Source organism: Streptomyces sp. NPDC094032, from assembly GCF_040303965.1.
Classification (GTDB): domain Bacteria; phylum Actinomycetota; class Actinomycetes; order Streptomycetales; family Streptomycetaceae; genus Streptomyces.
The window spans coordinates 125,460-141,445 of the sequence record NZ_JBEOUE010000019.1 but is presented as its reverse complement, the minus strand read 5'-3'; the positions used below and the strand labels follow the sequence as shown (position 1 = coordinate 141,445).

13 protein-coding genes and 1 tRNA gene are annotated in these 15,986 nt (G+C 70.0%); 10 read left to right on the top strand and 4 right to left on the bottom strand.

Going from position 1 to position 15,986, the window contains the following annotated elements; translation table 11 throughout:
• Positions 1–182 precede the first annotated feature (182 nt).
• The 4 genes from ABTZ54_RS25145 to ABTZ54_RS25130 all read left to right on the top strand — a co-directional run bounded on the left by ABTZ54_RS25145 (position 183) and on the right by ABTZ54_RS25130 (position 4,546).
• The gene (locus ABTZ54_RS25145; protein WP_351667120.1) at positions 183–2,069 is read left to right on the top strand and encodes an acyl-CoA dehydrogenase family protein; all 1,887 of its coding nucleotides are present in this window, start codon (positions 183–185) and stop codon (positions 2,067–2,069) included.
• Between the two features lie 124 nt (positions 2,070–2,193).
• Entirely contained in the window at positions 2,194–3,513 is a 1,320-nt protein-coding gene (locus ABTZ54_RS25140) for an NAD(P)/FAD-dependent oxidoreductase (RefSeq protein ID WP_351667118.1), read from the top strand.
• 16 nt (positions 3,514–3,529) lie between these two features.
• Positions 3,530–4,480: a squalene/phytoene synthase family protein gene (locus ABTZ54_RS25135; RefSeq protein ID WP_351667116.1), complete on the top strand. Its 951-nt coding sequence runs from the start codon at positions 3,530–3,532 to the stop codon at positions 4,478–4,480.
• A tRNA-Arg gene (locus tag ABTZ54_RS25130) sits at positions 4,471–4,546 on the top strand. Before ABTZ54_RS25135 ends, ABTZ54_RS25130 begins: the two co-directional genes overlap by 10 nt.
• 117 nt (positions 4,547–4,663) lie before the next feature.
• Here ABTZ54_RS25130 and ABTZ54_RS25125 read toward each other — a convergent pair.
• Positions 4,664–4,924 carry a tyrosine-type recombinase/integrase gene (locus tag ABTZ54_RS25125; protein WP_351667172.1) on the bottom strand — a complete coding sequence of 87 codons (261 nt, stop codon included), beginning with the start codon at positions 4,922–4,924 and terminating at the stop codon, positions 4,664–4,666.
• Positions 4,925–5,105: 181 nt separating this feature from the next.
• Here ABTZ54_RS25125 and ABTZ54_RS25120 point away from each other — a divergent pair, with 181 nt between their 5' ends.
• Together ABTZ54_RS25120 and ABTZ54_RS25115 are read left to right on the top strand one after the other, a co-directional pair.
• Complete coding sequence (locus tag ABTZ54_RS25120; protein ID WP_351667114.1) at positions 5,106–5,999, top strand: ParB/RepB/Spo0J family partition protein; 894 nt, start codon at positions 5,106–5,108, stop codon at positions 5,997–5,999.
• Complete coding sequence (locus ABTZ54_RS25115; protein ID WP_351667112.1) at positions 5,992–6,798, top strand: DUF6551 family protein; 807 nt, start codon at positions 5,992–5,994, stop codon at positions 6,796–6,798. The genes ABTZ54_RS25120 and ABTZ54_RS25115 overlap by 8 nt, the downstream gene beginning before the upstream one ends.
• A gap of 244 nt (positions 6,799–7,042) precedes the next feature.
• Here the strand turns inward: ABTZ54_RS25115 and ABTZ54_RS25110 are convergent, their stop codons facing one another.
• Entirely contained in the window at positions 7,043–8,830 is a 1,788-nt protein-coding gene (locus ABTZ54_RS25110) for a DUF8823 domain-containing protein (RefSeq protein ID WP_502997308.1), read from the bottom strand.
• A 186-nt stretch (positions 8,831–9,016) separates the two neighbouring features.
• On the bottom strand, positions 9,017–11,593 hold the full coding sequence (locus tag ABTZ54_RS25105; protein ID WP_351667110.1) for a D-alanyl-D-alanine carboxypeptidase family protein: 2,577 nt from the start codon (positions 11,591–11,593) through the stop codon (positions 9,017–9,019).
• 197 nt (positions 11,594–11,790) lie between these two features.
• Here ABTZ54_RS25105 and ABTZ54_RS25100 point away from each other — a divergent pair, with 197 nt between their 5' ends.
• The 3 genes from ABTZ54_RS25100 to ABTZ54_RS25090 all read left to right on the top strand — a co-directional run bounded on the left by ABTZ54_RS25100 (position 11,791) and on the right by ABTZ54_RS25090 (position 14,024).
• Positions 11,791–12,495: a GOLPH3/VPS74 family protein gene (locus tag ABTZ54_RS25100; RefSeq protein ID WP_351667108.1), complete on the top strand. Its 705-nt coding sequence runs from the start codon at positions 11,791–11,793 to the stop codon at positions 12,493–12,495.
• 244 nt (positions 12,496–12,739) lie between these two features.
• A complete protein-coding gene (locus ABTZ54_RS25095; protein WP_351667106.1) occupies positions 12,740–13,624 on the top strand; it encodes a helix-turn-helix domain-containing protein in 885 nt (294 codons plus the stop codon).
• A 199-nt stretch (positions 13,625–13,823) separates the two neighbouring features.
• Entirely contained in the window at positions 13,824–14,024 is a 201-nt protein-coding gene (locus ABTZ54_RS25090; protein ID WP_351667104.1) for a DUF397 domain-containing protein, read from the top strand.
• Between the two features lie 120 nt (positions 14,025–14,144).
• Here the strand turns inward: ABTZ54_RS25090 and ABTZ54_RS25085 are convergent, their stop codons facing one another.
• Positions 14,145–15,038, bottom strand: coding sequence for a hypothetical protein (locus ABTZ54_RS25085; RefSeq protein ID WP_351667102.1), 894 nt, complete (start codon positions 15,036–15,038; stop codon positions 14,145–14,147).
• 82 nt (positions 15,039–15,120) lie between these two features.
• Between ABTZ54_RS25085 and ABTZ54_RS25080 the strand changes: the two genes are divergently transcribed.
• Positions 15,121–15,915: an SDR family oxidoreductase gene (locus ABTZ54_RS25080; RefSeq protein ID WP_351667100.1), complete on the top strand. Its 795-nt coding sequence runs from the start codon at positions 15,121–15,123 to the stop codon at positions 15,913–15,915.
• Positions 15,916–15,986 lie beyond the last annotated feature (71 nt).

Here is a 15,986-nt window from a genome sequence, read left to right as displayed (position 1 = left end):
GAACTCCCGCCGGCAGTAGGGTGAGGCCGGGCGAGACCGGATTCTTCACACGTCCACATTTCGAGAATAAAACCATCCAACCGGTTTGACAAGGATATTGAAACAAAACCGGTGGATCCGTATCTTTATTGGGGCAGGTCACCACCATCCTTACCGGGTCACTCTCTTCGGGGGACGAGTCGATGCTCCAGCACGCGGAGACGCCGCTCCACGCGGAGACGCCGCTCAGAGAAGACACCGCAGCCCCCGAGCCCGTGGAAGCCGTACGTGGGGCCGAGGAGAACGGCACGACGACCGGCGAACTGACCCGTCTCCTCTTCGACGCGGACGACCGCGAGCGGATCCACGCCGACTGGCGCCTGCTGGTCGCGGGCGAGGCCTTCGCCCATCGCCCCGGCCTCACCCCGGCCGAGCGCACGGCCCTCTCCTACGAGCGGCTGCGCCTGGTGAACGACACCGTGGCCGGAACCGGCGCCGAGGTGCTCAGCTACGACGCCCACCGGCTCGCCGCCCTCCACGAGTGGACCGGCTTCGTCGACGGCGGCCTGTGCACGCTCGCCAGCATCCACTACAACCTGTTCCTCGGCAGCCTGCTCGACCACGACGGCTACCGGCGCGACCTCACCGCGTACACGACGATGGAACACACCGGAACGTTCCTGTGCACCGAGCTCGCCCACGGCAACGACGTCGCCGCGCTGGAGACGGTGGCCGTGCTGGACCGGGAGACCGGCGACTTCGAGCTGCACACCCCGCACCCCGGGGCGCAGAAGTTCATGCCCAACACGAGCCTCACCGGCGGCCCGAAGAGCGCCCTGGTCTCCGCCCGGCTGCTCGTGGACGGCGAGGACCAGGGCGTCTTCCTCTTCCTCACCCCGCTCAGCGACGAGCACGGGCATCTGCCGGGCATACGCGTGCGCCGGCTGCCCGACCGCACCGGCACCCCCGTCGACCACTGCCTGACCTCCTTCGACCGGGTCCGGCTCCCCCGCGAGGCGATGCTGGAGGCGGCGCACGGCCGCTTCGACAAGGACGGGCGGTTCGGCAGCAGCCTCGGCAACCGGCGCAAGCGGTTCCTGCGCTCGGTCGGCCGGGTCACCGTCGGCAAGCTGTGCATGAGCGCCGGCACGCTGGGCATGGCCCGCGCCTCGCTCGCCATCGCCGTCCGCTACGCGCAGCACCGGCAGGTGGCCGCGCCCCGGGCCGGCGAGCGCATCCCGCTCACCGCCCACCGCAGCCACCACGGGCGCCTGCTGCACTCCCTGGCCACGGCGTACGCGATGACCTTCCTGCACCGCGCCGTCCTCGACCGGTGGGCCGCCCACGACCCCACCGACCCGGCGGAGCGCGAGGAGGCGGAGCGGCTCATCGCCGTCGCCAAGGGCTGGATCACCTGGCAGGCCCGGGACATCACCATCGAGAGCCGCGAGCGCTGCGGGGCGCAGGGCCTCTTCCCCGAGAACGGCCTGGCGGACCTGCCGCTGAACGTCGAGGGCGGCATCACCGCCGAGGGCGACAACCTGGTCATCTGGCAGAAGGCCGCCTCGGAACTCGTCTTCGCCCACGAGGCGGGCCCCGCGACCGCGCCCGACGGCTCCCGCAACGACCTCACGGACCTGCCCTTCCTGCGCGACCTGCACGCCTGCGTCGAACGCATCTGGCAGACCCGCGCCCGCACCGCCCTGCGCAACGGCCCCTCCGGCGACCCCGTCGGCCGCTGGAACGAGACCTCGGGCGCCGCCCTGGAGATGGTCGCGGCCCACGCCCGGCTGGCCGCCGCCGACGCGTTCCTCGCCGCCACGGGCCGCGCGACCACCGCCCGCCCCCTCCTGGAGGACCTGGGCCGCCTCTTCCTCCTGCACGAACTGCGCCCCCACACCGGCGACCTCCTCGCGGCCGGCCACCTGACCCCCGCCCAGGTCGACTCCCTCCACACCACGACAAACCACACCCTCGCCACCCTGGCCCCCCACCTCACCCCCCTGGCCGCCGCCTTCGACCTCCCGACCGAATACCTGACGACCACGCCGATCGCGAACGCGGATTATCTGAACCGGTTCACGTACTGACGTAACCGATTCACGCACTGACCTGAACCGATCCCCGTACAGGCCGGGGACGGGCCGCGTACGGCACAGTGGGCCCCAGTGATCCGGATCATCCGGATCACTTCGCATCACTTCGGGGGAGCACATGAGTCGAGCGATCGTGATGGGCGGCAGTTACGCGGGGCTCTTCGCCGCCCGCGTGCTGAGCGACCACGCCGAGGACGTCGTGGTGGTGGAGTCCGACGAGATCGGCGCGGACGGCCTCGGCCGGCGGACGCCGCAGCGGGAACAGCTGCACGCCCTGCTGTCCATGGGGCACACCCAGCTGGAACGCTGGTTCCCCGGGATCACCGCCGAACTGATCGAGGGCGGCGCCCAGCTCGGCGAAGGCCCCGACATCCAGTTCTACCTGGACGGACAGCTCAAGGCCCCGGCGGCGGGGGCCCGCATGCTCGGGGCCACCCGGCCCTTCCTGGAGAGCCACCTGCGTCGCCGGGTCCAGGGCATCGGACACGTCCGCTTCGTCCGGGCCGAGGTCACGGACGTCGTGATCCGAAACGGCTCCGTCGCGGGCGTGGTGACGACGCCTCCCGGCGGGGACGGGCAGCCGGGTGAGACGCTCGAAGCGGACCTCGTCGTCGACGCGACGGGCCGGTCGAGCCGGCTCGGCGCCTGGCTGACCCGGCAGGGCTGGGACGACGCGCCCGTCGACCGCATGCGCATCGACCTCGGCTACGCCACGGCGACGTTCCGCCGCGGCGACGAACTGGGCAGCACCGTCATCGCGCACTCCAGCCCCGGGCCCGCGAGCGGCTACCGGCCCGAGGTGACGGAACCCGGCGGCCTCGCGGCCGTGGAAGGCGACCGCTGGTCGGTCGTCCTGGCCGGCTACGCCGACCACCGTCCGGGGCCCGACCGGGAGGACTTCCTCCGGCGCATGCGCCGATGCGTCGCGCCGCTCCGGACCGTCGCCGACACCTGCGCGATGACCGGCGACGTCAAGACGTACCGCTTCGTCGAGAGCCGACGACGGGTCTACTCCCGGCTGAGCCGCTTCCCCGGCGGCCTGGTGGTCGTCGGCGACGCCCTGGCCAGCGTGAACCCCGTCTACGGCCAGGGCCTGACCCTCGCGGCGCTGGAGGCCAACGCGCTGGCCGTCCACCTCCGCACCGCACCGGCGTGGCGGGAGCCGGCACTCCACTACTTCCGGCTCGCCGAAGCCGTCGTCGAGGGCGCCTGGCAGCTCTCCACGGCCGCGGACCTCGCCCAGCCCCATGTCACGGGCCCCTACCCCCGCGGCTACCGTGTGCAGAAGTGGGTCGCCGACCGGCTCACGGAGGCGTCGGTGATCGACTCCGAGGTGAACACCGCCTACATGAGCGTGCTCAACATGGAACAGCCCCCGCGCGCCCTGACCGACCTCCGGCTCCTCGGCCGGGCCGCCCGCGTCCTGATCAACCGCTGACACGGGGACGTAAACCATGTGGGGACACATACTCGACCGCGCCGGGATACTGACCCCGGAGACCCGTCGCGCGTACACGGCACAGCGAAGAGCGGTACGCCGCTTCGCACCCGCCGAGTACGCGGCGGCGAGACTGCTGCTGCCGGCGCGCCTCCAGCCCGACGCCGTCGTGCTGGTCTCCTTCATGCACGAGACCGACGACCGCATCGACCGGGGCCCCCGCGCCGACCGCGAGGAGGCCCTGCGGCAGTGGCGGCACCTCGTGGAGGAGGCGTTGGACGGCGGAAGGCCCGCGCTGCCGGTCCTCCGGACCCTCGCGCACGCGGTGGCGCGGCATCCGGCACTGCGGGACCGGGTCAAGGCCTTCCTCGACGGCGCGGAACTGGAGGTCTCCTGGGACCGATTCGCCTCGGAGACAGACCTGGAACGCTACATCGAGGGCTACTCACTCCCCGCCCTGATGCTGTCCATGTCCCTCCTGTCCCCCGCCACGGAACCGGCGTCGACCCGCTTCGAGGACGGCTGCCTCGCACTCATCTCGGCGATGCAGCGCCTGGACTTCCTGGAGGACATCGCGGAGGACGCCGAGGAAGGCCGAGTCGGCGTCCCCACCTCGGCCCTCGACCGGTACGGCCTGGTCATACGGAACGGACGCCTGTCCGAGCCCAGGCCCGGAGCGTTCAAGGCCCTCGTCACGGACCAGACGGACCGCGCGGCGCGTTCCTTGACGGCCGCCCGCCACCTCGTCGACCTCGCCGCCCACCCCGACCGCCCCTTCCTCCGCGCCTTCCTCCGAGTCCAGCACCTCCGCCTCACAGCCGTCCGCAAAGCCGGCCCCACCCTGATGACCCACCCCTGCGGCCCATCCAGACTCCACTCCTGCGCCGTCCTCCTCCAGGAGTCGACCCGCCGCCGCCGAGAAACGCCACCCGCTACACTGTCGAGCGTTGGAACCCCGCCTTCGTAGCTCAGGGGATAGAGCACCGCTCTCCTAAAGCGGGTGTCGCAGGTTCGAATCCTGCCGGGGGCACCATGCGGTACTGCTCTGACCTGGGGTTCACCCCCTTAGGTAGGAGTCTCACTCGGCCTCGGACGTCTCGTCCGAGGCCGTTTGCGTGAGCGCTGCGTGAGCGGACGGGGCGGCAGCCTCCTAAATTCCTCCCAAACGATCAACACCATTCGGCACGTCGCGAGGGGCGCGCGCACGCGGGACGAGACGGGCAGCAGCCTCGGCGATCGCGAGATCCGCTTCAGGGAGCAGGCTCGTGTACGCGTCCGCCGTGATGGCGATCGAGGAGTGGCCGAGCATCTCCTGGATCTCCTTCAGGTCGGCGCCGGCCGCGTGGGCGAGGGTCGCCGCGCCGTGGCGCAGGTCGTGGAGCCGGCGGCTTGGAACTGCTGGAAGATCGATGTCCGCCCTCGCCTGTGACTGACTGGCCGACCACCACCTTGTTTATGACCACTCAGCGATACGACGAATACTCCAGCCGTGTGGTGACTTTTACATTCACCACGGAGTCCGCTTAATCTCCCTCTCACCTAGCGCATCCGCCCCGCCAAACGGACGCCGCCGGCCTGAGAAGAGGAAAGCGTTGGAGCAGGCAAAAATCAGACTTTCCGACATTAAGACCACGTCAGCTCCGACCGGCAGACTTCGAGACCTGGACGGCTTGGTCTCTTCCATCAGGAAATCCGGCCTGAAGGATCCATTGCTCATCGCCGAGAAGGACCACTTCCTGCTGAGTGGCAACAGGAGGTTCGAGGCGAGCAAACGGGCTCACGTGCATTTCGTGGACGCGTTCTTCGCCAGGGACATCGAAGAAGGTGCACGCGAATTGCGGCGACACCTCACAAACCCTGACCCGATCTACTCGATCCCCATGACCGTTACAGAAAGAGTGACGGCCGCCTTCAGCCTTCATCGACTCCCGCTGCCTGACGAAACAGAGGAAGTTTTCCGTCGAGAGGTGACGGCCGCCGCTGCCGTAGGCCTGCCGACCAAGGTCTACACGGTACTTCACTCAACCCTCCGAAAGGCAGAGAGGGAGACGACCCTCCCTGGCTCGACGAGGAAAGCGCAGAAGTCGCTCGAACTCATGGTGGAAGCAGTTGAAAGGCCCACCCTTCATTACCCACTAACATCCGTAGTCGCGAAGCTGCACCAACTGCTTCTACAGGGAATCTGTCCAGACACGCTGGAATCGTGCTTCCCGTACCTGAGCGGAAAACCGGGGACGAAAACCAGTGACCCAATCAGCACTGATCGTCCGGGCCGCACGGCCCCCAGGGCGCGCACAACAAGACGGGACTACGACTACGTCCGAACCGCTGATGTAGTGACTGGCATCCTCCAAGGATTGTCTGACGTCGTCACAGACGACCTGGCATCCTCAGAACACTTCCCATACGTGTTCAAAGCCCTAAAAGACGCTCGCCGAATGTCACACACCTACGTAAAGAAGATGGAGAAGATGCGTGATGAGTAACCGAACCCAACACTCCGTCGAAATCGAGTTTCTCGTACCCAGCCAAGTGACGACAGATCGAGGCGTAAACACCCGCCCAGTGGATAATTCCTGGGTGATGCGAAAACTCCGGGAGGGGTTTGATCTGGGACGCCTGGGCGTTCCTCAAGTATCCGCCCGACCGGACGGAACGTACATCTGGCTTGACGGTCAGCATCGAGGAGCACTTTGCATCGCCGCAGACCACGGCGACTCGAGAATCGAGATGAAGGTGTTCCGCGGCCTAACGACGGAGCAGGAAGCAGAGCTCTTTCTCGGCCTGAACGACAACCGACGCGTGCAACCCCTGTACAAATTCATGGCCGAAGTAACCGCAGGGCATGCGGAGTCTCTCGACATCATGCGCACAGCACAGGAAAGTGGCTGGGTCGTCTCAGATTCTGGCGCCAGCAACGCGATCATCGCGGTTGCGGCGCTACGAAAGATCTACGGGAAGTCGACAGAGAAGGGCCAGCTCCTCAGGCGAACCCTCAGGGTCGTAACTGACTCATGGGGAAACATCCCCGCCGCAGGGAACAGCTACGTACTCCTCGGGGTAGCGTCCGTGCTTCACGAGTTCCCCTTCCTCGACGCCGATGCGCTGGTGCGGAAGCTGTCCAAGCTACCCGGCGGACCTTCGAGCCTCCTTGGGAAGGGGCGAGGCTTCAAGGAGGTCACCGGCGGCACGGTCGTCGAAGGAATCGTCAGGGTGGTTCGTGAGGCCTACAACTCGGGTCGGCGATCCGGTCGGCTCGGCACAGATTCCTATGAGCCGTTCTGAATCCAAGATCCTCTGGATCGCTGTGGGGACCGGGGTGTCGCCCATCGAGGCCATGCGACACCTCATGACACTCTGGGCTGACAGCCAACCACTGGTCGCCCGTATCAGCACGGCGATCCCAGCCACTCAGGCACCCGGACAGGGCGACTCGCCCGATCCGACCTGCCACGAATCCTGCCGGGGGCACAAGGGAGAAGGGCACCTACGGATTTTCGTAGGTGCCCTTCTTGCGTGTGCCGGGGTCTCAGCGGAGTTCCTCCGGGCAGGTGGTGCCTCGGGGGAAGAGTTTGTACGGGGCGCCCAGGCGGTAGGTGCCGGGTTTCGGGGCGAGGAGTTCGGTCCATTCGTCGCCCTCCGCGTCGGGCTTCGCCTTCAGGAGGCAGCCCTCCTTGTTGGCGAAGAGCTTCGGGAGGTCGGTCTCCGAGGATTCGCGGGCCTGCTTCGAGGCCTTCGTCTCCTGTGGGGGTTCGATCTTGGTGCCGTCGGCGTCCAGGAGGGCGAGCCACGGGGAGTACGGGACGCGGATGAGGACGCGGCCGGGGGTGTCGAGGGTGATGACGACCTCGTTGGCCTCGGCGCGCTGGACCTTGGCCGGGGGGTCCGCCAGCGGGGTCGGGTCGGTGACCTCGTACAGGCGCCAGTTCGCGTCCGACCAGACCTGGTGGAGGTAGGGCAGGCCCTTGTCCACCAGCTCCGCCTCGCGTTCCGCGCCCGAGTCGGGGGCGCCCGTCGGCAGGACCACGTAGTGGACCGCCCAGCGGCCGAGCCAGTCCTGGTAGTTCGCCGCGTTCAGGGTGTCGTCGTAGAAGAGCGGGTTGCGCTCCATGTCCGCCTGGCGGTTCCAGCCGCGGGCCAGGTTGATGTACGGGGCCAGGGCGGACGACTCGCGGTGGCTGGAGGCCGGGACGACCTCCACGCGGGCCGTCTCCGCGCCCCGTACCTGGAGCTGGTTGATCAGCGGCGCCACCTCGCGCGCCCACGACGCGTCCGGGGCGGTGCGGATCACGTCGTCCACGCCCTTGAAGCCGATCCACGCGTTCAGGCCGATGAAGGCGATGACGATCGCGTACCAGCGGCGGGAGCGGGGGGCTGTGTAGGGGAGTGCGGCGAGGAGGACCACGCCTGCGAAGAGCATCACCAGGCGGGAGACGTTCGAGCCGATCTGTGAGTCGATCAGCCAGGTCAGGAGCGTGCCCGCCGAGTAGACCGCCGCGCCCGTGCGGATCGTGCGCCAGTCCCGGGGGACGAGGGCGAAGCAGAGGACGCCGAAGAGGAAGGGTAGGGAGGTCGACATCAGGGACATCGGCTGCGTGCCCGAGAAAGGGAAGAGCCAGGCGGAGAGGGCTACGACCACGACCGGGGCCAGGCCCAGCGCGTACGCGCCCGGGCGGCGCTTGTTCAGGAACAGCGCCGCCGCCGCCACGCCCAGGAACAGGCCCGCCACCGGACTGCACGCCGTCGCCAGGCCGGCCAGTGGCGCCGCCACCGCCGCCTTCGCCCAGCGGCGGTAGCGCCAGCGGTGCGGCCAGCAGAAGACCGCCGCGACCGCGCCGAGCGCGAACATCATGCCGAGGCCGAAGGTCACCCGGCCCGACAGCGCGTTGCACAGGAACGCGAAGACCCCGGCCATCGCGCACGCCATCGGGTTACGGACCGCCCGCACCCGCACCAGGATCAGTGCCGTCAGCGCCGCCGACAGCGTCCCGGCGATCATCATCGTCGTACGGACGCCCAGCACCGACATCACGTACGGCGACACCACGCTGTACGAGACCGGGTGCATCCCGCCGTACCAGGCGAGGTTGTACGCCGAGTCCGGGTGCCGTCCGACGAACTCCGCCCACGCGTCCTGCGCCGCCAGATCGCCGCCGCTGTTCGCGAAGAAGAAGAACCAGAGGAGGTGCGTCACGGCCGCCGCGGCCGTCGCCGCGAGGACCGTGTAGCGGCGCTTTCGGCGCGGCGCGGTGGGTGGCTCGGGCGGTTCCGGGGCCGGTCGCTGGCCCGGGAGCTCTATTCGCGAAGGCGAAGACACGTGGGTTTGGCCTCCGGTTTCCCGGGTCCCCTCTGCGGTGGTCAACTGCGGCCCTCTCCCCTGCCCTGCCCGGCTCCGCCGGTGCCTCTCCGTACCGGCCCTTCCGCTTCCCGTCCCCGGGCACGACGCTAACAGCTGGGTGCCCGGGGAGCTCCCCGGGCACCCGACCGTTTCGGACCGCGCGGGTCAGCCGACGCGCGTCAGCTTCTTGTCGAAGCCCGGCTCGACCAGGTCGCCCTGGAGGGCCACCGGGGCGCTGACCTTGCCGTTGCCCGTGCCGATCGACACCTGGCCGACCACGTCACCGGACTTCCCGGAGTGCGGCACGGCCTTTCCGCCGTTCGTGAGCTCCAGCCTCACCTTCAGCCCCGGCCAGCCGATCGCGCGGAGCTCCTTGGTCGCCACGACCGGCGTCCGGCCGCCGAGGCCGTCGTCCACGTACCCGACGACCTGCCCCTTCTTCACCACCGCCGCGGACGTGACGTCCTTCTGCGCCTGCTGGATCACCTTGAGGCTGTTCGCGATGGCCAGGTCCAGCTTCTGGTAGAGCTGGTCGGCGTCCTTGGCGCCCATCACGATGCCGAGGATGCGCTGCTTCTTGCCGTCGACGACCGTGTTCGCCGCCCAGAGCAGGTTGCCGCCGGCCGGGGTGGACGAGCCGGTCTTGATGCCGCTGACGCCCGGCTCCAGCAGGATCTTGTTGTTGTTCTCGATCCGGCCGGGGATGCCGTCGACGGTCACGTTCGGCATGTCCACGATCTCGCGGAACACGTCGTACTGCATGACCGCCTTCGCCAGCTTCAGCTGGTCCAGGGGGGTCGACACGGTGCTCGACTGCAGACCGGACGGGTCCGTGTACGTCGACTCCGTCATCCCGAGCTCCTTGGCCGCGGCGTTCATCTTCTCGACGAACGCGGCCTCCGAACCGGCGTCCCAGCGGGCCAGGAGCCGCGCCACGTTGTTGCCGGACGGGATCATCAGGAGCTCCAGGAGCTCCTTCTCCGTGTAGCTCTGGCCCTCCTTGATCGGGGCCGTCGACTCGTCCTTCGCCTTCGCCTGCTCGCCCGCGGTCTTGTCGACCTCGATCTCCGGGCCCTTCTCCTTCCCCTTGATCGGGTGGTCGCGGAGGATCACGTACGCCGTCATCGTCTTCGCGACGCTCGCGATCGGGGCCGGCTTCTGCGGGCCGTACGTGCCGAGCGAGCCCACGCCCTCGACCTCGGCGGCGCCCTGGCCCTCGGACGGCCACGGCATGCTGAGCTCGCCGCCGTCGAAGGTGAACGTCGGCTCCGCCGAGAGCGTCAGGGCCGGCTCGGGCAGCGGGCGCACGAACTGTACGACCGCAAACACGACGAGCAGCAGGATGACGATCGGGGTCCAGATCTTCACCCGCCGCACGCCGGTCCGCAGCGGCGTCTCCGGCGGCGGCGGGGTGTTCGTCAGCTCCGCCAGGATCTCCAGCGGCGGGCGGGGCGGCAGCGGCTGCTGCCGGGTGCGCTCCGGCTCGGAGAGGGACGGGGTTACGGGCGCCTTGGCGGCGGGCGGCGGGGTCGGGCTCGGGCTCGGCTGCTCCTGGGTGATGTCGCCCTGGAGCGGGCGGAACATCGACTCGGGCAGCTTCAGGGCCGTGGTCGGCTGGTCGACGACGGGCGGCTTGGGCGCCTTGGGCTCCGCCGGCAGCTTGGGCGCCTTGAAGACGGCGGTCGGCTGGTCCACGGGAACGGGGGCCGGGGCCGGCTTCGCCGCCGGGGCGGGGGCGTCCTCGGGCTCCGCCTTGGGCGTCGGCTTCCGGGCGGCGAACCAGGACTCGTCACCGGCGGCCGCCGCCTTCGGCGCCTCGGCGGCGTCGGCGGCCTTGGCCCAGGAGGTGGTACGGGCCGGGGCGGCGCCGGAGGCCTCGGGCTCGGCCTTGGGCGTGGCGTCCGCCTCGGGCTCCGGGGTGGCGGCTGCGACACCGGCGGGTTCGGTGGCGCTGGTCTCGGTGGCGTCGGCGGCGGCGGCATTGGCGGCAGCCGCAGTGGCACCGGCACGGGCGGGCTCGGCGGCACCGGCAGGGGCGGCATCAGCCGCGTCGTTGTCGGCTGCGGCGACGGTAGCCGCACCAGACACGGCGGCACCGGCAGCGGCTGCATGAACCTCGTCGGCGTCGGCGTCGGTAGCCGCACCAGCACGGGCGGACTCGGCCGCACCAGCCTCGGCGGCATCAACCGCGGCGGCAGCCGCAGTGGCACCGCCAGCGGCGGGCTCGGCAGCACCGGCCCCAGCGGGCCCGGCCTCGGCCGCACCGGCGTCGGCGTCGGCCCCCGCGTCGGCGGGCGCCTCGCCCGCCGTCCCGGCGGCCTCCGGGCCGTCCTCGTCCTCGTCCTCCGTGGCGACCCACGCCGCCACCGCCGCCCTCAGCCGGTCGCCCTCCGGTGCGCCCCCGGCAGGCGCCTCCGCGTCCTCGGCGGCCTCCCGGGCGTCCCCACCGGAAGCGCCCCCTTCCGGCGCGCCCTGGGCGTCCTCAACGGCGCCCTCGGCGGCACCCCCGGCAGTCCCCGGGGCAGCGGCCCCCTCGGTCTCCCGGGCAGCAGCCCCCTCGGGCACCCCCGCATCCTCCGGTGCCGTCCTCGGCGCCAGCGCCTTGAAGACCGCCGTCGGCTCGTCCACGCGGTCCTGGAGCACGGACAGCCGCGGGTCCTTGCCGTCGTCGCCGGCCGCGCTCTTCCGCTGCTCCGCCTTGTCCGGGGACTCGCCCGCCACCGTGCCTCCTCCATGCGTCATTACGAAACGTCATACGAAAAGAGTCCGGAACTCGTCCGGACGTCCGAACCATCTACCAGTGTCCCGTGTGGACCCCTTGGCTCCCGTGCTAGACGAGAACGACATACCTGCTGGTTCCCGTACGAACCGGCCAGGCACTCTCGACAGATGAATGTGAGAGGGGTCACCCTGTCATTCATCCACGCGGGGAGGCATGGATGGGCAGGAGCCGCAGAACAATTCCGGAGGAGCTTCTGCTGCTCGCTCTGGACCCGGCCACGGGTACCACAGCGCAGCCGCAGTCGCTCGACCTCGGCCTCGCCGGAGCACAGCTAGTGGAGCTGGCTCTGGCAGGACGGATAGCCCCTGACGGGGATCGTATCGCCGTGGTGATGCCACGGCCGACCGGAGATCCGACTCTGGACTCCGCGCTGGAACTGCTGCGCCGACGCGGCAGCCCGGTGCGGGCCGTCCACTGGATCGGCGGGCCCCGACTGGGGCTGCGTCAGATCTATCTCGCGCACCTGGAGCGCTGCGGCATGGTCCATGCCGTGGAGACCCAGATGTGCGGGGTGCTGCCGACGACTCGCTACCAGGCGACGGACACGGCGATCAGCCGGGACATCAGGTCCCGGCTGGACAGTGCGATCCGCACCGGCGTACCGCCGGACCCGCGGACCGCGGCGCTCGCCGCGCTGGCCCACGCGGTCGGTCTCGGCAAGCACCTGTACCCGGGGAACGAAGGACGGTCGTCGCGGTCCCGGCTGCGCGACCTGATCCGGCACGACCCCATGGGCGGACTCGTGGCGCACGCCGTGATGGACGTCCAGAACGGCGTGGCCGCACAGCCGCGCCGCAACAACGCGGCCGCGGGCGGGGTTCCGCAGCAGCCGCGCCGGGGCAGCATGGCCCGCGCCATGTGACCCCGGGCGTGCGGTCGCCGTGCGAGCCGCGCGTGACCCACGCCCCGTGATCCACACCGGATCCGAATCGGGTCCACACCGGATCCGAACCGGGAGCCGCATACGTGTGCGGGACGGCCGTCGTGACGGCCGTCCCGCATGCGCGCGTCTGGTGATTTCCCAGCGCACACCACACCTTTGGTGGCAGTCTGCCAAGCAGTAGATACTCACAGCTACGCAGCCGACAGCCGGAGGTGCAGTTTCCGTGGCGTCCAGTGTCAACCCCACCGTCAGGCGACGCCGATTGGGCCAGGAGCTGCGCCGGCTCCGGGAAGCGAAGAACATGACGGCCGAGCAGGTCGCCGAGCGTCTCCTCGTCTCCCAGTCGAAGATCAGCCGCCTTGAGAACGGCCGTCGTTCCATCAGCCAGCGCGATGTCCGCGACCTGTGCGGGGTGTACGAGGTCGAGGACGAGCGGGTGGTCGACTCGCTCATGCAGATGGCCAAGGACTCCCGCCAGCAGGGCTGGTGGCACGCCTTCGGCGACATCCCGTACAGCGTCTACATCGGTCTGGAGACCGACGCGGAGAGTCTGCGGGTGTACGAGCCGCAGATCATCCCGGGCCTGCTCCAGACGCACGGCTACGCCGAGGCCGTCATCAGCGGGGCGCTGCCGGAGTCGACGCCCGCCGACATCGACAAGCGGGTCACCGTCCGCACCCGCCGCCAGGACCGGGTCAAGGACGAGGAGCGCCCGCTGCGGCTGTGGGCCGTCATCGACGAGGGCGCGCTGCGCCGGGTGGTCGGCAGCAAGCGGCTGATGGTGGAGCAGTTGGAGCACCTGGTCGAGCAGTCGCTGCTGCCCCATGTGACCGTGCAGGTGCTGCCGTTCGACATGGGCGCGCACCCGGGCATCAGCGGGCATTACGCGATCCTGGAATTCCCCGACACGTCCGACTCCAGCGTGGTCTACATCGAGGGCGTGACGAGCGACCTGTATCTGGAGAAGGCGCAGGACGTCGCGAAGTACAGCGTGATGTACGAGCACCTGCGGGCGCAGGCGCTGAACGCGGAGCAGACGCGGGAGTTCGTGACGCGGATCGCGAAGGAGTACAAGGAGGACGCGGACGAAGAAGGGAATCGGGGGTGAATGCCGCCATTCGCCCTGGCCAGACGGGAGGAGGCCGGTACGGTACACCCCCGGATCGCCTCGGCGGAAGCGCAGTTGGAATATGCCATCCGGTCGAGTGAACGCCAGTCCCACCGGACGGGGATGGGCTAGTAGCGTCGATCACGTCAAGCGGAGCAGAACGCTGGCGTGACACCTACAGAAACCGGAGTTGAGAAACATGGGCATCATTCAGGGCGGCACGGACACGTGGACCAAGTCTTCGTATTCCGGCGGTAACGGGGCCTGCGTCGAGGTCAAGTCCCCCGTCGTGAGCGCGATCGCGGTCCGTGACTCCAAGGCCCCCGCGGGCCCTTCCCTCTCCTTCGCGCCGGGTTCCTGGAGCGCGTTCGTGGGCGAGGTGAGCACCGGGGCCCTGTGACCCCGGTCCGCACCGCATCACCCGTACCACCCGCACCACCCGCACCACCCCGTGGAAAGAGCCCTCTCGTCCGGTCCGCCGTCCTGGCCGAGGGGGCTCGGCCATGCCCCCCCCGGCGGCTCAGCGCAGCTCGTCCACGTACCGGTCCGTGCCCGGCACCGTCGGGACGAACGGCGCCACCAGCTCGACCCGAGCGCCCCACTCCGGTGCCACCAGGTCCGCGAAGTGCCCGTCCCAGCAGTCGCGCGGGTCGCGCTCCAGGAACCACAGCAGGGTCAGCCGGGTGTCGACGCCCTCGACCTGCTTCACGTACGTCATGCGGTCGCCGGGCAGTGGGGTGGGCCGGAAGAGCGTCACCATCGCCGCGGGCGAACCGGCGAGCCTGCGCGGCAGTTCGCGCGAGCGCAGCCGCTCCACGAGGGCGTCGCGCGCCTCGGGTCCCTCGGTGTCGACCACCTGGAGGACGAGACCGGCGTACGGGTGGTCGAGGGCGTGGAAGTCCCGGGGCCCGGCCGCGCCGTCCCGGTAGACGGTCGCCTCGTGGTCCTGGAACGAGGTGAAGACGTGGGTGCGGTCGTGGTAGACCCGGGCGTCCCGGTTGAGGCGCTTGTTGATGCCGACGGTCCACTTCATGTGCTCGTCGTAGCGGCCCTCGGTGATCCAGTACGTGGAGAGGTAGCAGCCCGCGGTGACGGGCTGGGCGACCGCGGACTTCTCCGGGCCGCGCAGCTCCTGGAGCGCGCGGGTGGCGACCCAGCGGCGGCCGGCGAACATCCAGGGCATCGCCATGGCGCCCGCGTAGTAGTGGTCGTCCTCGTACCAGCGGTTGTAGGCGTATTCGTGGCCCGGGTGCGGTTCGACCATGGTGATCAGCGCGTGACCGGGGTGCACCCCGTACGGGCCGACCGACGCCAGCTCCGCGTAGGCCTCGATCCCGCCCTCGATCCCGTTCCCGATCCCGCTCTCGATCCCGTTCTCGATCCCGCCCTCGACGTCGCTCTCGATGTCGCTCATCGTCTGTCCCCTTCCCTGCTCGGTTCCGTGCACCTACTCTGACGGGCCGTCAGATCATTGAACAGGTCCAGGGAGGTTCCGGATGGCGTTCCAAGGGCTGCTCCAGGGAAAGACGGTCGTGGTGTCCGGCGTCGGCGCCGGGCTCGGCCACCGGATCGCCGAGACGGTGGTACGGGACGGGGGCCGCGCGGTCCTCGGCGCGCGCACCGAGGCCAATCTCGCCAAGTCGGCCGCCGAGATCGACCCCGGCGGCGAGCGCACCGCCTACCGGGTCACCGACATCACCGACGAGGCCCAGTGCGAGGCGCTGGCCGCGCTCGCCGTGGAGCGCTTCGGCGGGATCGACGCGGTGGTCCACGTGGCCGCCTGGGACTCGTACTTCGGCGGTCTTGAGAACGCCGACTTCGCGACCTGGCAGGGGGTCCTGGACGTCAACCTGCTCGGCACGCTGCGGATGACCCGGGCCTGTCTGCCGGCCCTGAAGGAGCGCGGCGGCTCGGTGGTCCTGATCGGCACCCAGTCGGCGGTGGCCGCGCCCTCGCAGGTGTGGCAGGCGGCGTACGCGGCGTCCAAGGGCGCGCTGACCTCGGCGATGTACTCGATGGCACGCGAGCTCGGCCCGCACCGGATCCGGGTCAACACCGTGCTGCCGGGCTGGATGTGGGGGCCGCCGGTCCAGGCGTACGTCCAGTTCACCGCGCACACCGAGCAGGTCCCGGAGGCCGAGGTCCTGGGCCGGCTCACGGAGCGGATGGCACTCCCGGAGCTGGCGACGGACGGGGACGTGGCGGAGGCGGCGGCCTTCCTCGCCTCGGACCGGGCACGGGCCATCACCGGGCAGTCGCTGCTGGTCAACGCGGGGGAACTGATGCGCTGACGCCTCCCGCGCGCGCCTCTCCTCGGCGGGGCCCAGCCATGCGGGGCCCAGCCGCGCGGGACCCAGCGCCT

What these genes read in the sequence shown, in the direction of transcription:
- ABTZ54_RS25145 (WP_351667120.1), top strand. Translation starts at nt 183, where the DNA reads ATGCTCCAGCACGCGGAGACGCCGCTCCACGCGGAGACGCCGCTCAGA.
- ABTZ54_RS25140 (WP_351667118.1), top strand. Translation starts at nt 2,194, where the DNA reads ATGAGTCGAGCGATCGTGATGGGCGGCAGTTACGCGGGGCTCTTCGCC.
- ABTZ54_RS25135 (WP_351667116.1), top strand. Translation starts at nt 3,530, where the DNA reads ATGTGGGGACACATACTCGACCGCGCCGGGATACTGACCCCGGAGACC.
- ABTZ54_RS25115 (WP_351667112.1), top strand. Translation starts at nt 5,992, where the DNA reads ATGAGTAACCGAACCCAACACTCCGTCGAAATCGAGTTTCTCGTACCC.
- ABTZ54_RS25105 (WP_351667110.1), bottom strand. Translation starts at nt 11,593, where the DNA reads ATGACGCATGGAGGAGGCACGGTGGCGGGCGAGTCCCCGGACAAGGCG.
- ABTZ54_RS25100 (WP_351667108.1), top strand. Translation starts at nt 11,791, where the DNA reads ATGGGCAGGAGCCGCAGAACAATTCCGGAGGAGCTTCTGCTGCTCGCT.
- ABTZ54_RS25090 (WP_351667104.1), top strand. Translation starts at nt 13,824, where the DNA reads ATGGGCATCATTCAGGGCGGCACGGACACGTGGACCAAGTCTTCGTAT.
- ABTZ54_RS25085 (WP_351667102.1), bottom strand. Translation starts at nt 15,038, where the DNA reads ATGAGCGACATCGAGAGCGACGTCGAGGGCGGGATCGAGAACGGGATC.
- ABTZ54_RS25080 (WP_351667100.1), top strand. Translation starts at nt 15,121, where the DNA reads ATGGCGTTCCAAGGGCTGCTCCAGGGAAAGACGGTCGTGGTGTCCGGC.